The 21,414-nt window shown below is 43.7% G+C and carries 17 protein-coding genes; all 17 read right to left on the bottom strand.

The window, feature by feature from the left end; genetic code table 11:
• Positions 1 to 41: 41 nt before the first annotated feature.
• Positions 42 to 743: a YIP1 family protein gene (locus C7Y69_RS04060; RefSeq protein WP_013784940.1), complete on the bottom strand. Its 702-nt coding sequence runs from the start codon at positions 741 to 743 to the stop codon at positions 42 to 44.
• 242 nt (positions 744 to 985) lie between these two features.
• Positions 986 to 2,716 (bottom strand): SLC13 family permease, encoded by a 1,731-nt coding sequence (locus C7Y69_RS04055; protein ID WP_013784939.1) that lies wholly within the window; start codon positions 2,714 to 2,716, stop codon positions 986 to 988.
• A 19-nt stretch (positions 2,717 to 2,735) separates the two neighbouring features.
• Entirely contained in the window at positions 2,736 to 4,151 is a 1,416-nt protein-coding gene (gene cysN / locus C7Y69_RS04050; RefSeq protein WP_013784938.1) for a sulfate adenylyltransferase subunit CysN, read from the bottom strand.
• Between the two features lies 1 nt (position 4,152).
• The gene (cysQ, locus tag C7Y69_RS04045; protein ID WP_013784937.1) at positions 4,153 to 4,953 is read right to left on the bottom strand and encodes a 3'(2'),5'-bisphosphate nucleotidase CysQ; all 801 of its coding nucleotides are present in this window, start codon (positions 4,951 to 4,953) and stop codon (positions 4,153 to 4,155) included.
• Positions 4,953 to 5,549, bottom strand: coding sequence for an adenylyl-sulfate kinase (gene cysC, locus C7Y69_RS04040; RefSeq protein ID WP_126871901.1), 597 nt, complete (start codon positions 5,547 to 5,549; stop codon positions 4,953 to 4,955). The genes cysQ and cysC overlap by 1 nt, the downstream gene beginning before the upstream one ends.
• A complete protein-coding gene (gene cysD / locus C7Y69_RS04035) occupies positions 5,549 to 6,463 on the bottom strand; it encodes a sulfate adenylyltransferase subunit CysD (RefSeq protein WP_013784935.1) in 915 nt (304 codons plus the stop codon). Before cysD ends, cysC begins: the two co-directional genes overlap by 1 nt.
• Positions 6,464 to 6,749: 286 nt before the next feature.
• The gene (gene putP / locus C7Y69_RS04030) at positions 6,750 to 8,258 is read right to left on the bottom strand and encodes a sodium/proline symporter PutP (protein WP_126871900.1); all 1,509 of its coding nucleotides are present in this window, start codon (positions 8,256 to 8,258) and stop codon (positions 6,750 to 6,752) included.
• 150 nt (positions 8,259 to 8,408) lie between these two features.
• Entirely contained in the window at positions 8,409 to 10,217 is a 1,809-nt protein-coding gene (locus tag C7Y69_RS04025) for a GGDEF domain-containing protein (protein ID WP_185864137.1), read from the bottom strand.
• A 455-nt stretch (positions 10,218 to 10,672) separates the two neighbouring features.
• Positions 10,673 to 11,377: a DUF3379 family protein gene (locus C7Y69_RS04020; protein ID WP_013784932.1), complete on the bottom strand. Its 705-nt coding sequence runs from the start codon at positions 11,375 to 11,377 to the stop codon at positions 10,673 to 10,675.
• Complete coding sequence (locus C7Y69_RS04015) at positions 11,370 to 11,927, bottom strand: sigma-70 family RNA polymerase sigma factor (protein ID WP_041452566.1); 558 nt, start codon at positions 11,925 to 11,927, stop codon at positions 11,370 to 11,372. The genes C7Y69_RS04020 and C7Y69_RS04015 overlap by 8 nt, the downstream gene beginning before the upstream one ends.
• A gap of 172 nt (positions 11,928 to 12,099) precedes the next feature.
• Entirely contained in the window at positions 12,100 to 13,953 is a 1,854-nt protein-coding gene (locus C7Y69_RS04010; RefSeq protein ID WP_126871898.1) for a DUF885 domain-containing protein, read from the bottom strand.
• Between the two features lie 151 nt (positions 13,954 to 14,104).
• Positions 14,105 to 15,886, bottom strand: a complete 1,782-nt coding sequence (locus C7Y69_RS04005; protein ID WP_126871897.1) for a BatD family protein — start codon at positions 15,884 to 15,886, stop codon at positions 14,105 to 14,107.
• A complete protein-coding gene (locus C7Y69_RS04000) occupies positions 15,887 to 17,884 on the bottom strand; it encodes a vWA domain-containing protein (protein WP_126871896.1) in 1,998 nt (665 codons plus the stop codon).
• The gene (locus C7Y69_RS03995; RefSeq protein ID WP_126871895.1) at positions 17,884 to 18,918 is read right to left on the bottom strand and encodes a vWA domain-containing protein; all 1,035 of its coding nucleotides are present in this window, start codon (positions 18,916 to 18,918) and stop codon (positions 17,884 to 17,886) included. The genes C7Y69_RS04000 and C7Y69_RS03995 overlap by 1 nt, the downstream gene beginning before the upstream one ends.
• On the bottom strand, positions 18,911 to 19,483 hold the full coding sequence (locus tag C7Y69_RS03990) for a DUF4381 domain-containing protein (protein ID WP_126871894.1): 573 nt from the start codon (positions 19,481 to 19,483) through the stop codon (positions 18,911 to 18,913). The genes C7Y69_RS03995 and C7Y69_RS03990 overlap by 8 nt, the downstream gene beginning before the upstream one ends.
• Positions 19,483 to 20,445 carry a DUF58 domain-containing protein gene (locus C7Y69_RS03985; RefSeq protein ID WP_126871893.1) on the bottom strand — a complete coding sequence of 321 codons (963 nt, stop codon included), beginning with the start codon at positions 20,443 to 20,445 and terminating at the stop codon, positions 19,483 to 19,485. Before C7Y69_RS03985 ends, C7Y69_RS03990 begins: the two co-directional genes overlap by 1 nt.
• A 3-nt stretch (positions 20,446 to 20,448) precedes the next feature.
• Positions 20,449 to 21,405 carry an AAA family ATPase gene (locus C7Y69_RS03980; RefSeq protein ID WP_057793039.1) on the bottom strand — a complete coding sequence of 319 codons (957 nt, stop codon included), beginning with the start codon at positions 21,403 to 21,405 and terminating at the stop codon, positions 20,449 to 20,451.
• Positions 21,406 to 21,414 lie beyond the last annotated feature (9 nt).

Genomic DNA, 21,414 nt, shown 5'->3' with positions numbered 1-21,414 from the left:
AAGCTTAGGTGTAAGAAGCGCGTTGCAAGTGGTATAGCATACTAGATAAGCGCGAACACCCCCCAAATACCGTAAATCACGACGTATGGCGCAGAAGCAATAATTGCCGCCTTTTTCGTAGAGAATGAGGTCCATTGGGTAATGCCTACCATAGTGAGGTAGATAGTCCAAAACAACTCAACACGAATAGCTTGAGCAAATGCAAACCATGGTGATGTCATTTCGACACCGAGTAGGTAAGAAAGTGACAGTGGAGCAAGTATTGCCGGTGATATTTGATGATCGCCCGCAAACATAATAAGTGCCGCCGCGATAAGGCCTGTTACTACGTAAGGCATAGATACCCACCAGGTAAAACCATACCAATCTGTAAAGCCGAAAACATGACTGTCATCACTGCGTGTCGTTAAATTCAAATAAACAGCAAAAATAGCGTTAACGATAGTAAGAGCAAAGAATGCGCCTACTAATTGGGAAAGCATGAGGGTGTTTCTGGTGAAAAAGGCGCGCATTTGGTCTTCTTCTGCTGGGCTCATGGCATCTTGGGCTGCAATATTAATATTTGCAAACCATTCGATATCAACGAAGTTAACGTATAGATATTGAGCCGCTAACGTGATCATCATAACAATAAGAAAGGGGAACCAACTCCAGTTGTTTTTTTCACCGACGGCTTTAAACACGCCATTAGGCCGAAAAAATATATCATTACACGCTTGAAAGGGGTTTGATACCGAATGCATCCGTTGCTCCGAGATAAAATATTATATTAGTTTTGTTTAGGTTACTGATATACCAAGGCTAAGTACAGGAGCGGGTTAAAGAACTGTACCTCTTTTTAGTAAAAACTTGTGTCGAGAGCCTAGCTGAGAAACTCAACTGTACTTACAGCAATGCCAAAAACGTAAAAAGGCCAGTATTACATACTGGCCTTTTGATAACGTCATCTATTGGATAGCTACTACTTAGTAATAGCGGTTTATCGTTACTGACTTAAATACGTTAAGTTCAATAAACACAGCACGATAGCGCTATACAGTAACGAGATAGGTAGCCCTATTCGTATAAAGTGGCTAAATTTATAATTAGCCGCATTAAACACCAATAAGTTCGTTTGATATCCAAACGGCGAAATAAAGCTAGCACTTGCCGCAAAGGCAACCGCTAAGGCGAATGGCATAAGCGGTGCGCCTATTATTTCAACCAGCCCATATGCGAAGGGGAACATGAGCGCCGCTGCTGCGTTGTTGGTCACAAATTCGGTTAATAGTAGGGTAGTAAAATACACTACAATTAACGCAATAAACCAATTGGTGTCGGCTAAGTAGGGAATCAATTGCGCAGTAGAAATGGCAATAACGCCCGACGACTCTAATGAGGTGGCTAAGCTTAATGCTCCAACAATAACAATAATAAGGTTCAGCGGTAAATTACGCTTCATCTCACCGTTGTTCGTTACCTTTGAGCCAATCAATACGGCCGCCAAAAACAACAGCCCGATTGCGAGTGAAATAATATCTGCCGCGGCTAATGTCACAACGGTAAGGAAACCGCCAAGGGTTATCCATTCCTGTCGGTTGGTAAGCGGGCGAGAGATTTTTTGCTCAGACAATATAAAGAAGTTCTTACTTAAATTTTGTCGCGTATTGAAATCTGGGCCAGCGGCAAGTAATAGGAAATCACCTGCTTTAAGTTTTATTTCACCGAGCTTGCCTGATAGCTGCTCGCCATCACGGCGAATAGCCACTACGGCTGAATCGAACAAAGCCCTAAAACCGAGGTTTTTTATGGTTTGTCCAATAATTTGAGCGCGGTTTGCTACCACCACTTCGGTTAAGCTTTCACGCAAAATGCCATCGGTTTCGGCAAAGGTGGTTAACCCTTTTATGTGGCTTAAGTTATCAAGCTTTTGCACATTGCCGGTAAAGATAAGTTTATCGTTTTCAGCAATCACTAGGTCGGGGCCTACGGGAGAAATAAGGTTCCCGTCACGAACCACTTCAACCAAAAATAATTCAGGTAAGTTACGAAGGTGGTTTTGCTCAACGGTTTTGCCAATGAGTTCTGAACCCGAATTTACTTTCGCTTCTACCATGTACTCTTGGTAGTTGTCATTCTTGTTCGCAATATTAGGTAGTAATGGTGTAAGCAAAAACATCAGTACGCCGCAGCTTAAACCGGCTACTAGCCCATATAGCGTGAAGTCAAAAAAGTTAAACCCAGGATGACCATGCTCTTGCAAGAAACTATCTACAATTAAGTTGGTGGAGGTACCAATTAGGGTGACTGTTCCACCGAGTATGGCGGCATAGGAAAGCGGAATAAGTAAGCGCGAAGCAGGGTGATATTGATTCTGCTTAATAGGGCCTATAAGGCTGGCCACAATAGCCGTATTGTTTAATAGCGCTGAAGAAATGAAGGTGAGTGAAAACAATTTCCAATATGATTTAGAGAAGCTCGTACTCACTAGCTTTCTACCAATACGCTTTATTAACGCAGTTTTATCAATTGCACTGCTGACTAGCAGTAGCAAGACAAGGGTTATTAACCCTTTGTTGGTTAAGTTCAGCAAAATGTCGTCAAGCGACAACTGCTGAGATACCAATAGTAATAACACGGCGCCTGAAAAAACAGTAGACGGGCGCTGATTTGAAAAAATCAGCGCAAAAATCGTGCTGGCGAAAATCGCCAGCACGATAAACTGGTTAATATCCATATATTTTCCAGTCCTGCTTTTACAGCTTGCTAATGTCCACAGCGCTCCAATGAGGGAAGTGCTTACGTACTAGTGCATTAAACTCTAATTCAAACTCTGAGAAGTCTGGAGAAGCGTGTTGTGCATCTTTAGCAAGTTCATCAATGATCATACCTGCACCAACAGTACTGTTAGTCATGCGATCAATAACGATGAAAGAACCAGTAGGGCGATTACGCTTGTACGGGTCGCACGCTACGGTTTGGGTAAATTTCACATCTACCACACCAATTTCATTCAAGTTAAGGTGCATCGCGTCTTTTTCTTCAAGGGTGTTCACATCAATTTGGTTATCGATATGAGACACAACACCTGTCGTTGACTTGGTCGCAAACTTAAACAAGAACTGCTTGTTTGGCATAAGTGGCTCTTCGTCCATCCATACCAAATGTGTTTTAAATTGGGTAGAAAGTAGTGGCAAGTTACCTGATTTAACAATCATGTCGCCACGTGAAATATCAATTTCATCTTCCAGTGTAAGGGTAACCGCTTGAGGTACATAAGCACGCTCTTGGTCGCCTTCAAAAGTCACAATCGATTTTACTTTCGACGTTTTTCCAGAAGGAAGAGCAGTTACTTCGTCGCCTGGTTCAATTTGACCAGATACCACCGTACCGGCAAACCCACGAAAATCTAGGTTAGGGCGGTTAACGTATTGAACAGGGAAACGGAAATCATCATGATTATCGTCTTCACCAATTTTTGTGTTCTCTAGCATCTGCATAAGCGGAATACCATCGAACCATGGTGTGTGTTCGCTCACGTTTACTACGTTATCACCTTCAAGTGCAGAAAGTGGTACGAATTGAATATCTGGAATATCCAATTGCTCTGAAAACTTCAGATAGTCTTGCTTGATCTGGTTGTACACTTCTTCAGAGTAATCCATCAAGTCCATTTTGTTGATAGCAACAATAACGTGCTTAATACCTAACAAAGATACTAGGAATGAGTGACGCTTAGTCTGTACTTTTACACCGCCACGGGCGTCAACAAGTATGATGGCAAGGTCGCATGTAGATGCGCCAGTTACCATGTTACGTGTGTACTGCTCATGTCCTGGAGTATCAGCAATAATAAACTTACGCTTATCAGTAGAGAAGTAGCGGTACGCTACGTCAATCGTAATACCTTGCTCACGTTCTGACTGAAGGCCATCAACCAATAAGGCTAAATCGACTTTCTCGCCAGTTGTACCTGACTTTTTGCTGTCTTTAGTAATGGCAGCAAGTTGGTCTTCATAAATCATTTTTGAGTCATGAAGTAGGCGACCGATTAGGGTACTTTTACCGTCATCTACACTTCCGCATGTAAGGAAACGTAGCATGTCTTTTTGTTCGTGTTGCTCAAGGTAAGACAGTATGTCTTGCTTTAATAAATTGTTTTCGTTGTTCATGTTATGCGCTCACAAGGAAAAAGGGGTTTAACACAGACTCTTTTTGGTTGTAAGTAAGAGCGTCGGCGTTGTCATTTAACGGATCGTTCGGGTCTAGCACAGTCACATTGGCACCTGCGGCTAGGGCTACAGCATGAGCTGCGCCTGTGTCCCATTCGGAAGTTGGGCCTAAGCGAGGATAAAGGTGAGCTTCACCTTCAGCCACTAGGCATAACTTTAATGAACTACCCATGGCCACTAATTCAGTTTCACCCTCTAGTTGAGACAGTAAATTTTGAATTTCAGGGCTTTGGTGAGAGCGGCTACCTACTATTTTCCATACTTCAGCACCATCGTGCTTGCGTGCAGAAATAGCAGTAAATTCGCCGTCTACTTCAGTCCATGCGCCTTCACCTACAATACCTACATAGCTTTTGTTAAGTGCCGGTGCGTACACCACACCCATGGTAGGTTTGCCGTCTTCAATCAACGCAATGTTCACGGTGAATTCACCATTCTTTTTAATGAATTCTTTCGTGCCGTCAAGCGGATCAACAAGCCAATAAGACTGCCATTGTTTGCGCTCATCCCATGAAATGTCTGCCGACTCTTCAGATAAAATAGGAAGGTCAGATTCTTTTCCAAGGGCATCAACAATTACGTTGTGCGCCGCTAAGTCAGCTTCGGTTAGCGGGCTGGTATCTTGTTTTTCGTAAATAGCGAAATCTTTATCGTAAATCGCCATTATCTTATCGCCTGCTTCTTTAGCAATGCGAAGAATGGTTTGTGCCAGTGTATTAGTCATTGTATTAGCCTGGGCCATTACACAAGTCCTTTTTCTTGCAGTAACGCATATAAGCGTTCAGCAGTTTGCTCTGCAGGTTCATCTTGATACGTTAAATGTATCTCAGGCTTTTCCGGTGCTTCATAAGCAGAGTCGATACCAGTGAAATCTTTAATCTCACCGCTACGCGCTTTTTTATAAAGCCCTTTCGGGTCGCGCTTTTCACACACTTCGATAGGTGTGTCGATAAACACTTCAACGAACTCACCGTCTTCTAAAAGACCACGGCAATAGTCGCGATCCGCTTTAAAAGGAGAGATGAACGCTGTTAATACCAGCGTGCCAGAATCGACAAATAGTTTTGCTACTTCACTGATTCTGCGAATGTTTTCTACACGGTCTTTATCGCTAAAGCCCAAGTCGCCACATAAGCCATGACGCACATTGTCACCATCTAATAGGTAAGTGTGCTTAGCTTGCTCGTGAAGCTTCTTCTCAAGCAAGTTGGCCAGAGTTGACTTACCAGAACCACTTAGGCCGGTAAGCCAGAACAGGCGAGGCGATTGATTCAGCTTTGCAGCGCGGGTGGTTTTATTCACCTCATGCTTGTGCCAAACAACGTTGTCGGTGGCCATTAGAAATACCCTTCCATTTTCTTCTTCTCCATAGAGCCAGAGCTATCGTGATCGATCACGCGGCCTTGACGCTCAGAGGTTTTAGTCAGTAGCATTTCTTGAATAACTTCTGGCAAGGTAGCCGCAGTAGATTCAACAGCACCCGTTAGTGGGTAGCAACCTAGCGTACGGAAACGTACTGAACGCATTTCAGGCGTTTCGCCTTCGTTCATTGGCATACGTTCGTCATCAACCATAATCAATACACCATCACGCTCTACAACAGGGCGAGGCTTCGATAAGTAAAGCTGAGGAATGTCGATGTTTTCTAGGTAAATGTACTGCCAGATATCAAGCTCAGTCCAGTTAGACATAGGGAATACACGAATGCTTTCACCTGGGTTAACTTGAGAGTTGTAGATGTTCCAAAGCTCAGGACGTTGGTTTTTAGGATCCCAACGGTGGTTGCTATCACGAAATGAGTAAACACGCTCTTTCGCACGAGATTTCTCTTCGTCACGACGTGCACCACCAAAGGCAGCATCAAACTTATATTTGTTTAATGCTTGCTTAAGTGCAGCAGTTTTCATGATATCAGTGTGCTTTGCTGAACCATGTGAGAACGGGCCTACGCCTTGTTCAACACCTTCTTCATTAATGTGTACTAGCAAATCGAAACCATGTTTCTTGGCTTGCTGGTCACGAAACTCAATCATTTCCTGGAATTTCCACGTAGTGTCTACGTGAAGCAATGGAAATGGAATTTTACCAGGGGCAAAAGCTTTGCGCGCTAAATGCAACAACACCGAAGAGTCTTTTCCAACAGAATAAAGCATTACCGGATTATCAAATTCCGCAGCAACTTCACGGAAAATTTGAATACTCTCGGCTTCGAGTTGTTTCAGATGCGTAACAGACGGGATACTTGCAGTCATTTTCGAGTCCGATTTATGTTATATAAGATTAAGTTATATACGAGTTATTTTTATGCATAGAACAATAACACATTTATTTACTAATGTAGTATGCGATTTAGCTATTTAAAATAGCTGCCTTATTCCAAGAAATAAAACTGTCATACAATTTTGGCATAAGCGCCGAATTTTCAGTCAAAGGTCGCCGGTGTTACATACTCTAATTGTCAGAAAATAGTGCAATTGTTAACGGGTGAAACCTACAAAAAAGCCCCGTAAAACGGGGCTTTATATAATTTCCTATCGACTATCTATGTGATTCAAGTTTCTTTTGAAACGCATCGAAGGTTTCAAGCACCCCTTCTCGAGGCGTACCTGATTTGCTCAATATTATAATGGTCAGACTAGATAGGATGAACCCAGGCACAATTTCGTACATCCAGCTTCCTAACGATTCTCCGTTAATAGTTACCGGTAGGTAAATCCATAATAATACGGTAACCGCACCCACAATCATGCCGCCAAGGGCAGCACGACGGGTCATTTCACGCTTGAACAAGCTGAATAATACCAGTGGACCAAATGCCGCACCGAAACCAGCCCACGCATTACTCACTAAATCAAGAATACTGCTGTCTCTGTCGTAAGCTAAGAAGATTGCAACAAGGGCGACCGCCACCACGCTAACGCGACCGGCAATGACCAATTCCTTATCAGACGCATCACGTCGAACAAAAGTCTGGTAAAAATCGTTAGTTAATGAACTTGATGTTACTAACAGCTGAGATGAAATAGTACTCATGATGGCAGCGAGAATAGCTGCTAGCAAGAAGCCACCAATTAGTGGGTGGAAGAGGATTTGAGATAAGTAAATAAAGACAGTTTCAGGGTCAATATTGTTCCCATTGCCCGTCACATAGGCTAGGCCAAACAAGCCTGTCATTAGCGCGCCAATAATAGAAACTATCATCCAACTCATGCCAATTCTTCGTGCCGTTGGAATATCTTCTACAGAGCGAATTGCCATAAAACGTACAATAATATGTGGCTGTCCGAAATAACCAACACCCCAAGACATCAAAGATATGATACCGATTACCGAGATAGCCTCATTGGTAGATGCATCCATAAAAGCATTGAATAGGGCAGGGTTAATAGTATCAAGTGCATCAATAGAAGCGCCTATACCACCTAATTCAGTGATGACCACTGCTGGCACAAGTATTAGTGATATAAACATAATACAGCCTTGCACGAAGTCAGTCATACTGACTGCCATAAAGCCACCTACCAGTGTGTAAGCAACCACTACGCCTGCGGTAACATACAAACCGGTTTCGTAGGAAAGACCGAATGAGGTCTCAAATAGCTTTCCACCCGCGACTACGCCTGAAGAGGTATAAAGGGTAAAGAAAATAACAATAACAACCGAGGCAATAACACGAAGTAATCGAGAGTTGTCAGCAAAGCGGTTTTCAAAATAATCAGGAAGAGTAATAGAGTTATTCGCAACCTCCGTATAAACCCTTAGACGAGGTGCAACCAAGATGTAATTAGCTAATGCGCCTAGTACAAGACCAACGGCAATCCACGCCGCGGAAAGGCCTGAAACATACATTGCTCCGGGAAGGCCCATGAGCATCCACCCGCTCATATCTGATGCACCGGCTGATAATGCAGTGACGGCTGGACCGAGTTGCCGGCCACCTAACATGTAACCTTCTACATTAGTATCTGTTTGGCGGTAAGCGAAAAGACCGATACCCAGCATGACAGCAAAATAGAGTCCCAATGAAATGATCGTACCCGTGGCCATATAAATTCCCTATGTTTTTTCATGCAATGCTACCATCAATAGCAAAGACTCTCTACGTAAGTCATTAACCTTGCATATGTTGGATACGTGCAAACCCCAATAAAGTTTTCTAAATGTAGAAACCTATCAAGGCCGAAATGGACGTTGATTTTATATGTTTTCATTCAAATAAGCGGGGAACGACATGGTTTCTATCTTACCTCTGCCGGTACTTTTAGCGCGATAGAGTAAATTGTCGCATGCCTTAATAATCTTATTGATATTACGCTCGCCTTTTACCTGAATGACGCCGGCAGAAAAGCTAGCACTAAATGTAGAGTCAGTTGCTGACCAATTCTTATTGCTCTCTAACGATTTCTTTATGTCTTCAAGCAAGGCATTCGCGTTTTCTTCTGTTGTATCGTGCAAATATAACAAAAACTCTTCACCGCCATAGCGGCAGAACTTATCTGTCTTTCTAATACGCTGGCGAACAACTTGCCCAAATTTTGTTAGTACTTCATCCCCAACCACATGACCATATCTGTCATTGACTTGTTTAAAGTGGTCTAGGTCGATGAGCACTAAACAGGATGCAATTTTGTTGGACATAGGTTTTGCGATTTCTTTGAACATAGCACGTCGAAAAAGGGCGCCTGTTAGCTCGTCAATTTCACTGGCTTGAGCACGCGAACGCTGTTCACGCCAAAACCAGAAAAGTAAAAACGTCGACATCAGGGCAGCTAACGCAAAAGTGAGGGCTTGGAATCGCTCCGCTTTTAACTTTAAGGTTTGTTTGTCTTTTAGTCGTGCCATTTCTTGCAACTTGTTAATGGTGATGTCTCGTTGCAACGGTGAATCGATACTTAACTCATCCAAGTGTATATATGCTCTATTGGGCTGGCTTTTCAGAAAATCGTACTGATGCTGGTGGTAAAGCGCTTTCTTAAAATGGCCTCTTAACGTAAATAAATCTCTAAGAAGGGTATGCTTGTTAAGTAAAATAGACCTACTGTAGGAAGAACGCTTAGCTTGTGAGTCAAAATCCGACGTTAACAAATTCATGGCCTCTTCGAAATTAGCGTCGCTGCCTTCAAGGGCCAAATAAGTTGCTTTAAGAGCCGATAATACGGGCACTAAATTTATATTAGTGGGGAGTGTAGTGCCCTCAAAGTGAGATAAGTTTTCAGTTAGCGCGGCTATTTTCTCACGATCGCCCTGTTTATCTCTGTGAAGGTAAACACTGACTTTTAACCATAAACTGAATAGCGTTTGTTGAACACTTCGATTTTCGTTAGAAACTTGCTCAGCCTCCTCCACCAATGTGAAAGCATCGTCGAATCTTTGTAAGTGGTTTAGACTATTGATAATTCCAACATATACGTAGGACGTCGCAATGTCATGTTCGTGGCTATCTTCTATGACGAATCTCTGGTGAGCGACAGCGCGACTATAAACATCCATATTAGTATAAGCATCGGCGAGCCATGAATGCGCCGTTCTTTTATTAAGTGCAGTTTCTAGGTTGTACTCTTTATCAAAATGTTTCAAGAAAGGCAGTGCATATTCAATTTCCACGACTGCTTTCATTTGATTTATTTCGGAATATTCCATTGCAAGCCAGATGCTTGCAATGGCGACCGCATGATGATTTGTGGTTTTTAGGGCTTCTTGTTTGAGCGAATAGAGTAGGGGAATACTATATTCTAAACGTTCACTCGTTTCTAAATGCGCATTCGCAGTTTTATACATAATGAAGACGGCTTTTAAAGCAAAATACCGGCTTACATTAATATTCTTGAGATACGCCCAATCAGCTGGCGATGCTTCCTCAACCAAATTTAAGGGAAGTTTTGAATCTGGAGTAGATAGGGAACTGTCTAAGTGATAAAGAACGGTTTTGATTACCTTGCCAATCTCTGATGAATCCTGTTGAATTCCGCTCTTTTCAACCAGAGGAATGATCTCATCGTTACTCATCCCAGAAGAGCTGTTCCACATGTACATAACAGTGTTGACAAGATTGCCTAATTGGCGAAACTTTTCTTCTTCGATTTGAAAGTTATTAGCAACCGCATTAACTGAAGTAAGAGAGAGCAGGACTGCGAAAAAACAGAGGCGTGTCTTCTGAAAAAAGAAGTAGAAAAGAGGGGAAGCCGCACTACTAAAGCGTATATTCATAGGGTAATACTCGTTTTCTTATCTACTCTAGACGGGCGCTAGGGAAGAAAAACGACACCAAATGTTATTATTATTAGACAATAGTATAAAGTAAACTGCGCAGTGTTTAAATATACTGGGCCAGATAACTATATTTTATCTTATACTTAAGTATAGAAAATCGGCCGCAAGGGCCGATTGAAAAAGGTGGGTATAGTGGATACCGTTAAGCTATTCAACCTAAGCTAAAACAGCCAAAGCTAAAATAGAATAAGCTAAGCAGAAAAGTGAATTCTGTCGGTAATGGCTTTTTTCATTTCAGTTAAGTCAGCGTCTTTATTACCAACCACCATAATATTGGCGTGATGCATTTTTATGCTTTCGCCATGATATTGCTTGTCTTCAAACTCAGCCGGTACTCTCACATCACCGCGCTCGGGCACGATAAACACTGACATTTTCCCTTGCGGGGTATCAACAATAAGATGCAAACTTCTTACCGTACTTAAGTGGCAGTAGTTAACCACTTCAACATCACCAATCATGTCTGTAAAACTGCCACCAAAACTGGCTAGTTTTGCATTAACTTGCTCTAAATCTACAGGCAATAACGTATGCGCTCGCTCAGTCTCTGCGTATTGCATGTGAGCAAGTGCCTGCCCGCCAATACTAACCGGCTGGTGATACCACATAGTAAAACCTATCCCCACCGTAAAGGCAATACTAGCGGCCATAGCCACATACCAGCGACTACGCTTCTGGTAGCTTGCAAATTCGTTCGCCGATTGCTGCCAAATAAGTTTGTGCTTTAAATCTTCAGGCACGTCTACTTTTACAGCTTGTTTTAACTGCTTATCGAATTGCTTTTGTTCGTTCCAGAATTTACGTTTGTTTTCATCAGCTTTCGCTGCGGCGATAACATCACTGTCAGTGGTTTCTGGATCGGCGTAAATTCGACGCCTAAATTCTAATTCATCCATTTGCCTGACCTCTCTGTTCATTTTGCCTTTCTAACGCCTCTCTCAATTGGTTTCTTGCTCGAAATAATCGCGTCATCACGGTATTTTTATTCAAATTCAGTTGCTGTGATATTTCATCACCGCTAAAACCAAATATAAGCTGCAAGACCAGAGGCTCACGATATTCGTCGCTTAGTCCGCCTAACAAACGATGTAGCTCTCTGTCTTGTACATCGCCTTCTGCATCTTGGGTTTCATCATGCACCGACACATCATCGATATCGACAGTATCAAATTGCTTACGTTCGAAACGACGCGCATTTTCACGGCGCAATATGGTAATTAACCATGATTTGGCCGCTTTTTCATCGTTGAGTGAGTCGAGTGAGCGCCATGCTCTTAAAAAGGTTTCTTGCACAATATCTTCCGCAACCGAGCGGTCTTTAACCAGCCAGTATGCATAGCGGAATATATCTGCGTGAAACGCATTGACGAGCGCTTCGTATCGTTTGTGTTTTGCTTTCATGTTGGATAAGACCTGACTGCTTCCAGATCTATTTCGTGCAAACATAAAAAATCCCACATTTTTTTAATTTTGTTAATTATGACACAAAAAAGCAGCCGGAAGGTTATCCTTAAGGCTGCTTTAAGTTTCATTGCTAGAGGTTATTAAATTGCGTAGAAAGCGGATTTAATAACAAACGCGTCTAATGTTAGAACCCGTTTAATTTTGAAATACACAACTAGCTAACTTTTTTACTGGCTATCCAATTGTTGATATTTTCTTCTAAAATTGAAAGCGGAACAGGGCCATGTTTAAGTACTTCATCATGGAAACCGGCCCAGTCGAAATTATCACCTAGCTCAGTCATTGCTTTTTCTCTAAGCTCCATGATTTTGAGCTTACCAATCATGTAGGCTGTTGCTTGACCCGGCATGGCGATATAGCGCTCAATCGCTTTTTGTGCATCGTATTGTGGGTTAGGCGTATTTTCAACTAAGTAAGTTACCGCTTCTTCGCGACTCCACTTTTTAGCATGAATACCGGTATCAACAACCAGTCGGCATGCACGCCATAATTCCATCGCAAGGCGGCCAAAGTCAGAGTAAGGGTCTTGGTAGAAGCCCATATCTTTAGCAAGCTCTTCGGAATAAAGCCCCCAACCTTCGGTGTAGGCTGTAAAGCTTAAGAATTTTTGGAACTGAGGCACACCCTCAAGCTCTTGTGCTATTGCGCGTTGCATATGGTGACCTGGAATACCTTCATGGTACGCCAATGCTTCTAGTTGATAGGTTGGCATTGCGCTCATGTCGTAAAGGTTTGCGTAATAAGTGCCTGGGCGGCTGCCATCTTGCGCAGGGCTTTGGTAAAACGCCTTACCGGCTGATTGCTCACGGAACGCTTCAACACGTTTAACCACCATAGGGGCTTTAGGAAGAATGCCAAAGTAATCTGGTAGTGCTTCGCGCATATCGTCAATGGCTTTCGTTGCGTCATCTAAATATTGCTGACGTCCGGCCTCAGTGGCAGGAAGATAAAATTGTTCATCTTCACGCATAAATACGAAGAACTCTTGCAACGTGCCTTCAAATTCCACCTTTTTCATAATATCGCGCATAGCTGTATGAATACGCTCAACATTCTCAAGGCCTATCTGATGCACTTCATCGGCGGTTAAATCAGTGGTAGTAAACCAGTTTAAGCGGTTCTGATACCATTTATCGCCATCAGGCAAGCGCCATACACCATCACCTTCAGGGGTAATGGTTTTTTGATGTTCTAATTCTTGAATAAAGTCTTTGTAAGCCGGCATAACAGAAGTAACTAGCGCAGCTTTTGCTTCACCCAACAAGGTTGTTTTCTCTACATCATCAAGCTCAAGGTTATCAACCTTGGCATTAAAGTCTTCCCAAATAGTGGAAGGCGTATCGCTGGTATCAAAAGGGGCGCCTGTCACCACGTTCTGTGATGCAGCAATCATCTGATCATAAGCCCAAGCAGGGGGAAATACGCCAGCTTGCTCACGTAGCTTCATCTGACTAATGACTTGTTTGAAATACTCGCTCACATTGTCTAAACGGCTTATATAAGCTTGGGCGTCTTCTTTGCTTTTTACGCTGTGTATATTGATAAGGAAACTAGGGACTTGAGTATGCGCGGCACGAAATTGGTGTACGACATAGCTATGATGACGAAACTCGTCGTTAGCTAAATCTCTTTCAATACCTAATTTATACAAACGAAGGCTTAATTTTTCTTGCTCGTTCAGCTTAGTCGTATCGAAACTTTCAATAGTTTCAAGGCGGTTTTTGGCCTTAGCAATGTTCTTTTCTTTTTGCTCCTCAGAAACATCATTCCACTTGTCGTAGTCCCACTTAATGCCTAAATAGCTTTGAAACATAGGCGAGCTTTTAAGGTCTTCTTCGAAAGTACGCTCAAAAAAAGCATTAACCCGTGCGGAGTCAGTTTGAGTTTCAGTTTCTATTGCTGGGGCCGGTTGCTTGGCGGTTTGGCTCGTTTCTGATGCGGGTGAACAAGCCATTAGCCCAAGCATTGCAATAGCAATGGGGGATAACGATAACAGTGGTGCTTTCATGAGTTCTCCTGGTTAGGTGGTCGCGGTAGTATTGCTACCGTCTATTTTTTAGCTTTCTCTTTAAATTCGTACCCCTAGCACGAGTTAATGCTTATTGATAAGCCACTCGTGCCTAGCAGTCCAAGTAAAGCGCCTTTCCTTTGCGCAGTATCTAGGTAGAGGGGTACAAATTAGTTAAGGTATTTTTACCAGACTTCTTGTTTTTTAACCAAGTATCTCTGGCGTTTTTAATCGCACTTTGCATCGATTCTGGTTTCCAATCGCCTTTCGACTGACTAAACCGCGTTTGCTGCAATGCATTTAAATGAGGCTGAATCTCACTAGTTGCACCGTGGTCGGATGGATTTATAAACCCTCTTTGATTAGGATATAAACACTTCAACCAGGTTTGCAATGCTGGTGCAATTGCCGATGTATTACTCGCTTTTACTGACGCCATTAACGACTTAAATGCCGCCGCTTCATCACCTGAATTCGCTGCTGAAAAAGTATTAGCGGAAGTGGCCGTATAATCTGGCTTTTGCTTTCTTTGCATTAGATAAGTCGCTATCCAAGCGATAGCCGTGATCACCCAGAGGGCTGCAAATAGCCAAGTTAAGTAATGGGGAGTTTGCGCTTCGCCATTATTGGCTACTGAATTTTGTGATTCACTATTTAGCCCGCTATCACTTTCAGTTTGGCCAGCTTGATTAGCTGGCATTGAGGTTGCGTTACTAGCCGATTGATTATCGAAACCTGACTGTGTAGGCATAGAAGGTGACGTTGCACCAGCATCTGGTTGAACGTTGGCTGGCTGAACGGTGACTGTGCGGGCCGGGATAGTCGCATACTCTGTCTGTTCGGTTAAGGTATTAAACCAAGGAATAGTGACTTCCGGTAATACAAAGCTACCTGCTTGAGTTGGGATCACCGCCAGTGAACTTTTACGTTGTGCAATCAGCGTACTGTCTTTTTCTACCGTGGTAGTAGAGGATTGATCTGGATACAACTTAAAGTGAGGAGGATAAAACTCTGGTATTTCTGGTAACTGTTCTTCCACTACACCTAGTGCCGTAAGCGTGACCACGCGAGTGATCGGCTCGCCGACTACAAAGGCATCACCTTGGGGCCATTCTTCATCAACCCGTGCCATTTCAGATGGCAACCAGGGGTAATCAATACCCGCGGGGATCGGTTTAATATTTACCGTAATATCGGGTCCAACACGGTTAACTTGCTGAGTTCGGTTGAACAATCCAAAACGCTGATTAGTATTAGCGGCAGCCACTTCTGCAGTAAAAACTGGCCCTCTAATGGTAAATTCACCTGAAGCTTGGGGCACAATGGCAAACTGGCGTTCGATAATTTGGTAACGTCTACCATTTACAATGTCGGTATATTGTTTGTCATCACCTAACTGCTTTATTTCGGCGTTTTGCATGGTGGGTGATTGCAAACTCCCGCGCTCAATATTCGTCGCCAAATGCAGTTTTATGGTGTAGAAAAGCTGTTGGTTTAAATAGGCTTCTTTTAAATCAATATCGGTAGTCACAAAGTAATCGCGCGCGACATTATCAGACTGTTGAACAGGAATAACACTCACCGACATAGGCGCAGATTGTTTGCCTTCTATGTTAATAGCCGGAATGGTAAAGGTACCTTCTTTACGCGGAAACAAGGTGGTAGTCCAGGTAGTGGTTTTCTTGGTGTCGAAGTTCACAATAGATGTTTGACTGCTTACCGACGTTCTACCAACAACGAAGTCTTTTAGTAATATTGAGCTATCAAAAGACTCACGGTCTGCGCCGCCATTTGCCACAACGGTTAACCGAATAGCCTCATCAAGCATAACCGGATTTTTATCGATAGTGGCTTCAACCGAAGTCACATCTGCCAGCACAACCATGCTGCGTAAAAGTAAGAAAAGGGTTGTAGTGAATAAAATTGCTTTCATCTACCAATCACTCCGATTTGAAGGCATGCGTTGTCTTTGGCGCTTCTGCGCTTCTAATTGCATTTTTCGTTTTAATAAGAACGCGGGGTCATCTGGTACTCTGCGCATTAAATTTTCAAGACGTTGCTGTTGTTCTTTTTCAGCATCTGTCATCTCACCAGCTTGGGCCATGGCTGCATCGGTTTCTTGCTGGGTTTCATCTGTACCTTCTTCATTTCCAGTATTTTGTGGGGTGCCTGAGTCTTCTTTGTCGTTTTCTTCACCGTTGGCACCATCTTGCGCGTCCGACTCATTTTGGTTCTGACTATCATCTTGTTCACCCCCTTCATTTTGTGAAGATTGGGGGTCATTTTGGCTATCACTTTCATCACTAGCATTTTGATTATCAGACGCGTTCTGCTCGCCATTTTCTTCAGATGAGTCTTCACTGTTTGAACCATCATTACTTTGGCTATCTTGGCTATTATCGTCGCTACCTTCTTGATTTTCACCTTCGCCAGAATCTTGTTGGTTGTCACCCTCATTCGATTGCTGATTTTCTTGATTTTGCTGTTCTTGTTCTTCTTGTTGCTGCTTCAACTGTTCCAATAACGCTTTATTTTCTGCAGCATCTTGATAATTAGCATCTAGTGATAGCACTTCATCATATTTGGCGATGGCCTCATCTAGCTTGCCCAGGCGAGCCAATGCATTGCCTTGGTTGTACAAACCTTCAATACCGCCTTGTTGTTGATAAGCGGCAAGTGCCTGTTCGTAGTCGCCGGCTTTGTAATGTGCCGCGCCTTGCCACGCAGGGTCTTCAAAAGTAGAGGCGGCTTCATCAAATGCGTTATCAGCGTAGTTTGCTAACCCTTCTTGATTGGCATTTAAAAAAGGTTTTTCCCACCACGACACTGACGAGGACGTCGAATTCTCTGACGGCGGTTCTTGGGCGACAGATTGCGCCATCACAGATTCACTGCTCATCGGCATGTAGATGGCTGCTATGACTGCAAACACTAAACCTCGCCGAAACCCAAGGGCTATTAAGGGAAGTAAACCCAATAATAGATAGGGGCCAAATTCGCGCCATTGGTCGCCTTCGGTATCACTCGCACCTTCCTCAGATTCGCCGTCTCTATCAAGTAACGACAAGGAAGCGAGTGAAGTAATATCGTTATCATTAGTGGTGATTTCACTAAATTTACCGCCGCTAGCTCTTACAACGGCATTGACTGCACTGCTATTAAGTTTAGGGATCACAATAGCGCCACTTCTGTCTTTAAGTAATTCACCTGTTATCTGCCTAATAGGAGCTCCGTCATCTGTTCCTACCGCCAGCGCATTTAAGGTGAAAGGTAATTCGGCCACGTATTCTTGTAGTTCTTGTTGCTGGCGAAAGTCAACGCCATCGGTTATCCAGTAGATCATACCTTTACCGTAGCCAGCGTTCGTTAATAACTCAGCTGCGGTTTCAATACCTAACAAAGGGTCGCTACCAGGAACGGGCATGATTTCAGGCGATAGACTTGGAAGCAGGGTAGTGATATTGGCTGCATCTTGAGTGAGTGGACTCACTACAAACGCGTCTCCCGCATAAGCCACTAAACCCATTTCGCCTTCGCCTATTTGATTTACAAGATCGATGGCTTTGTATTTTGCACGGGTAAGTCTATCTGGGGTAATGTCGGTAGCACGCATCGACAGAGACATGTCCATCACGATGACATGGCCCATTTTCAGTTGATAAACCGGTTGGGGGAGGCGTTCCCATGTTGGGCCTGCTAAGGCAACAACCGCTAGCAACCATCCTAATGCAAGCAGCCAGAATGGGGGCTTCTGCCCTTTCGTAAATTTCCCTATCACCATATGCTGGTATAAATGTGAGGGTATAACCGACTGCCAGCCCGACTTTTTCGACGTATTTCGCTTAAGAGCTATATAGAGTATAAGCGCGGGAATAAGTGCTATAAACCACTCGGGTCGCAAAAAATGGACATTGTTAATAAAGTCTTCCATTACACACTTTCCTTTTTATCGCTTGATGAAAGAGGTGTGCGTGACAGTGATTTAATCAATGTACTTCCAATCATTACTAATGCCCATAAGGTAGATAAAGCTAAGGCTACCGCCAATGGAAAGTAGAAAAGAGCGGTAAGTGGCCGCATTTTGCGTGCTTCACCCTGTATAGGTTCTAATGCATCTAACTTTGCGTAAATGGCTTCTAATTCATTTACATCTCTAGCGCGGAAGTATTGCCCGCCTGTAGAGGTAGCAAGGTCACTAAGCATGTCTTCATCTAACTCCTGCGAGGGGTTCACCTGTCGGCTACCAAAGAAACTTTGAATAAGCATTTTATCTGCGCCTACGCCAATGGTGTAAACCTTCACTTTTTTATTTACCGCCAACTCTTTTGCTTGCTCAGGAGTAATAAAACCAGCGGTGTTTTGTCCATCGGTAAGCAAAATAAGTACATTGTTTGACTCTTCTTTTTCATCAAATCGTTTTACAGCCAAACCAATAGCATCGCCAATAGCGGTTTGCTCTCCCACCAAACCAATCACAGATTCGCTAAGTAAAGTCGAAACTGTATCTCTGTCATAAGTGAGTGGCGCTTGAAGGTAGGCTGTATCGGCAAACAATATTAAGCCTAAACGGTCACCCACGCGGCGCTGGATAAAATCGTACAGCACAGACTTTGTCATGGTCAGTCGATTCACTTGCCTGCCATTTAACTCCATGTCATCAATTTTCATACTGCCGGATAAATCTACCGCCAACATCATCTCTCTGCCTTCACTCGGAATGCTTATGGGCTCTCCCAACCATTGAGGGCGTGCCGCTGCAATTACCACGCAGAGCCAAATTAGCGATGCAATAACCACCGGGATTTTGCTGCTTTTAAGCGGTGAGGGAGTGTCTTGAATACCCGGCCTTAAAGCAGGCACTTGTAGGGCAGCCATTACGTGCTGGGGTTTCGCGGGCACTAAATATCGAACCAGTATAGGAAGGGGAAGTAGGAACAAAGCCCACCACCATGCGAACTCAAGCATGGGTTGCCTCCTTACCTTTTTGCTGTTCAAACGATGATGGCTGCTGTGAAGCGCGCAATCTCTTATTATTAGAAGGCGAGGTGACGTTAAAGTGTTTCACCCACGCAATTGCTGCTTTACTACATTCGTTAAAATGCTTGTTATCACATTTGGGCGCGTACTGCTGCGAATGCAGCGTTGATAGTGAGTCGCTCATAGTATTTTTGCGTCTTTCTGGCAGCGTATTCAATAGAAAATCATGCCAACTGTTCCCATAAAGCCCTGCTACTTCTTGTGGTTTGAAATAGGTCACGGCGGTACGTTTTAGTACACTATTGATTTGCATAGGCCAGTTTTCATCTAAAGATGAGATACTTCCAAGCAGTTTTAGTGCATCGCGACGAGGCTTGTTGAATTTACGCTTTTTAACAAGATAAATAATGAGACTTATTGTGCCTGCTAAAAATAACGCAATTAAGCACCACCAGCCCCAGTCCAGAGGCCAGATGTCTACATTGTTAGGAACGTGTATATCTTTAAGCTGTGCAAGAGGATCGGTTTGCGACATACCTTGGGCTGATTGCATCAAAAGCGCTCCTGTTGCATGCCTTGAATTTGGGTATCAAGAGGCAGTCCCGCAGAAATATGGTAACGAGAAATATTTGCTTGTTTAAGCGATTGTTCCATTGCACTGTTTTGTTGTTCACGCCAACGTTGATAGGTATCTTCTTCTTTTCTGTCACCTAATAGCCATCGTTGTTGGTTAATGCCATCGGAAACGCTTACCCGTTGAATGGAGCGAGTTTGAGGCAGTGTATGCTCAATAGGATCGTCGACAATAATTGCTCTCACTTCACAATGACGTGAAAGCTGACTTAAATGCTGCTGTGCTGCACTGCCTAAATGCTGAAAATCAGACAGTAGGTATACTAGGCTACCGGGGCGAGCTAACCGACGAAGTCGAGCACACGCATCGGCAAAGGCTTGGACATCAGCCTCATTACTCGCTACCTGCTCATGGCTAGTAGCATGTAAATCCATCAATTCGTGACAAATGTGCAAAACAGCTCGTTTTCGAGCAAGGGGCTTCACTTCTTTATGCTGGCTTTGGTTAAATAACAAGGCACCTACTTTATCGCCATGGGCTGCCGCAGACCAACTTATCAACGAACAGATGTGGGCAACCTGCATAGATTTAGTCAGTAATCGTGTGCCAAACATCATTGACGGCGAGAAGTCGCAAAACAAAAATACAGGGCGTTCTCGCTCTTCACGATATATTTTGGTGTGGGTTTTACCGGTACGGGCGGTAACTCGCCAGTCGATCGCACGAATGTCGTCGCCGGGCTGATAATGTCTCGCTTCGTCAAACTCCATGCCGCGACCCTTGTGCTTGGTTAAATAGCTGCCAGCAAGTCGGGCTTGAGGAGAACGCTTGGGCGCAAGACTAAATAATTTTGCCAACTGCTGATACCGCAATAGTTCAGCAGTAGACAAATTAACCCCGTTGGTTTGCAGTAACGCTAACTGCGAATGAACATCACTCATCGTTTATGGAACAGCTACGGTAGCAACAATTTGGTTAAGCACATCATTCATAGTAATGCCTTGTGCTTCTGCGTGATAAGACAAAATAATGCGATGGCGAAGTACATTATGTACCACCGCTTGAATATCATCAGGGCCAACGAAATCTCTGCCACTTAACCACGCATGTGCGCGTGCGCATCTGTCTAAACTAATGGTGGCACGAGGGCTAGTACCCATCGCAATCCATTCGGCAAGGTTGGCGTCAAATTTAGCTGGCTGTCTGGTCGCCATCACCAATTGCACTAAATACTGCTCAAGTTCGGGCGCCATATGTAGTGCTAGCGCCTCTTTACGTGAAGAGAAGATATCTTGCTGGGTTAATTTAGGCGGCGTTACTGGCGGTACTGATAATGCTTCACCACGGGTCAATCGCAAAATCTCTAACTCTGTTTCGGCATCTGGATAATCAATATCGACGTGCATCAAAAAGCGATCGAGCTGAGCTTCTGGTAGTGGGTAAGTCCCTTCTTGTTCTAGAGGGTTCTGTGTCGCCATTACCAAGAATAAAGGAGGAAGCGGGTAGGTCTTGCTGCCTACCGTTATTTGGCGCTCAGCCATGGCTTCCAACAGTGCCGATTGTACTTTAGCTGGAGCACGGTTAATTTCATCGGCTAATACTAAGTTGTGAAATAGGGGGCCTTTTTGAAAAACAAATTCACCGGTTTCAGGGCGATAAATATCAGTGCCGGTTAAATCAGCAGGCAGTAAATCAGGGGTAAACTGAACGCGATGAAAGTCACCGTCGATACCATTAGCAAGCGCGTTAATTGCTCTGGTTTTTGCAAGACCTGGAGGCCCTTCTACTAAAAGGTGCCCATCAGCTAAAAGCGCAATAAGGAGGCTTTTGGTAAGTGCACTTTGACCAATGATTTGCTGGTCTAAATACTTCTGCAGTTGCTGAAATTGTTCCGCTGCCATAATGCAATT

Source organism: Alteromonas sp. KS69 (assembly GCF_003989595.1).
Taxonomy (GTDB): Bacteria; Pseudomonadota; Gammaproteobacteria; order Enterobacterales; family Alteromonadaceae; genus Alteromonas; species Alteromonas naphthalenivorans.
Note: the sequence above shows the minus strand (reverse complement) of the source record. Positions and strands in the feature narration are given on the sequence as shown.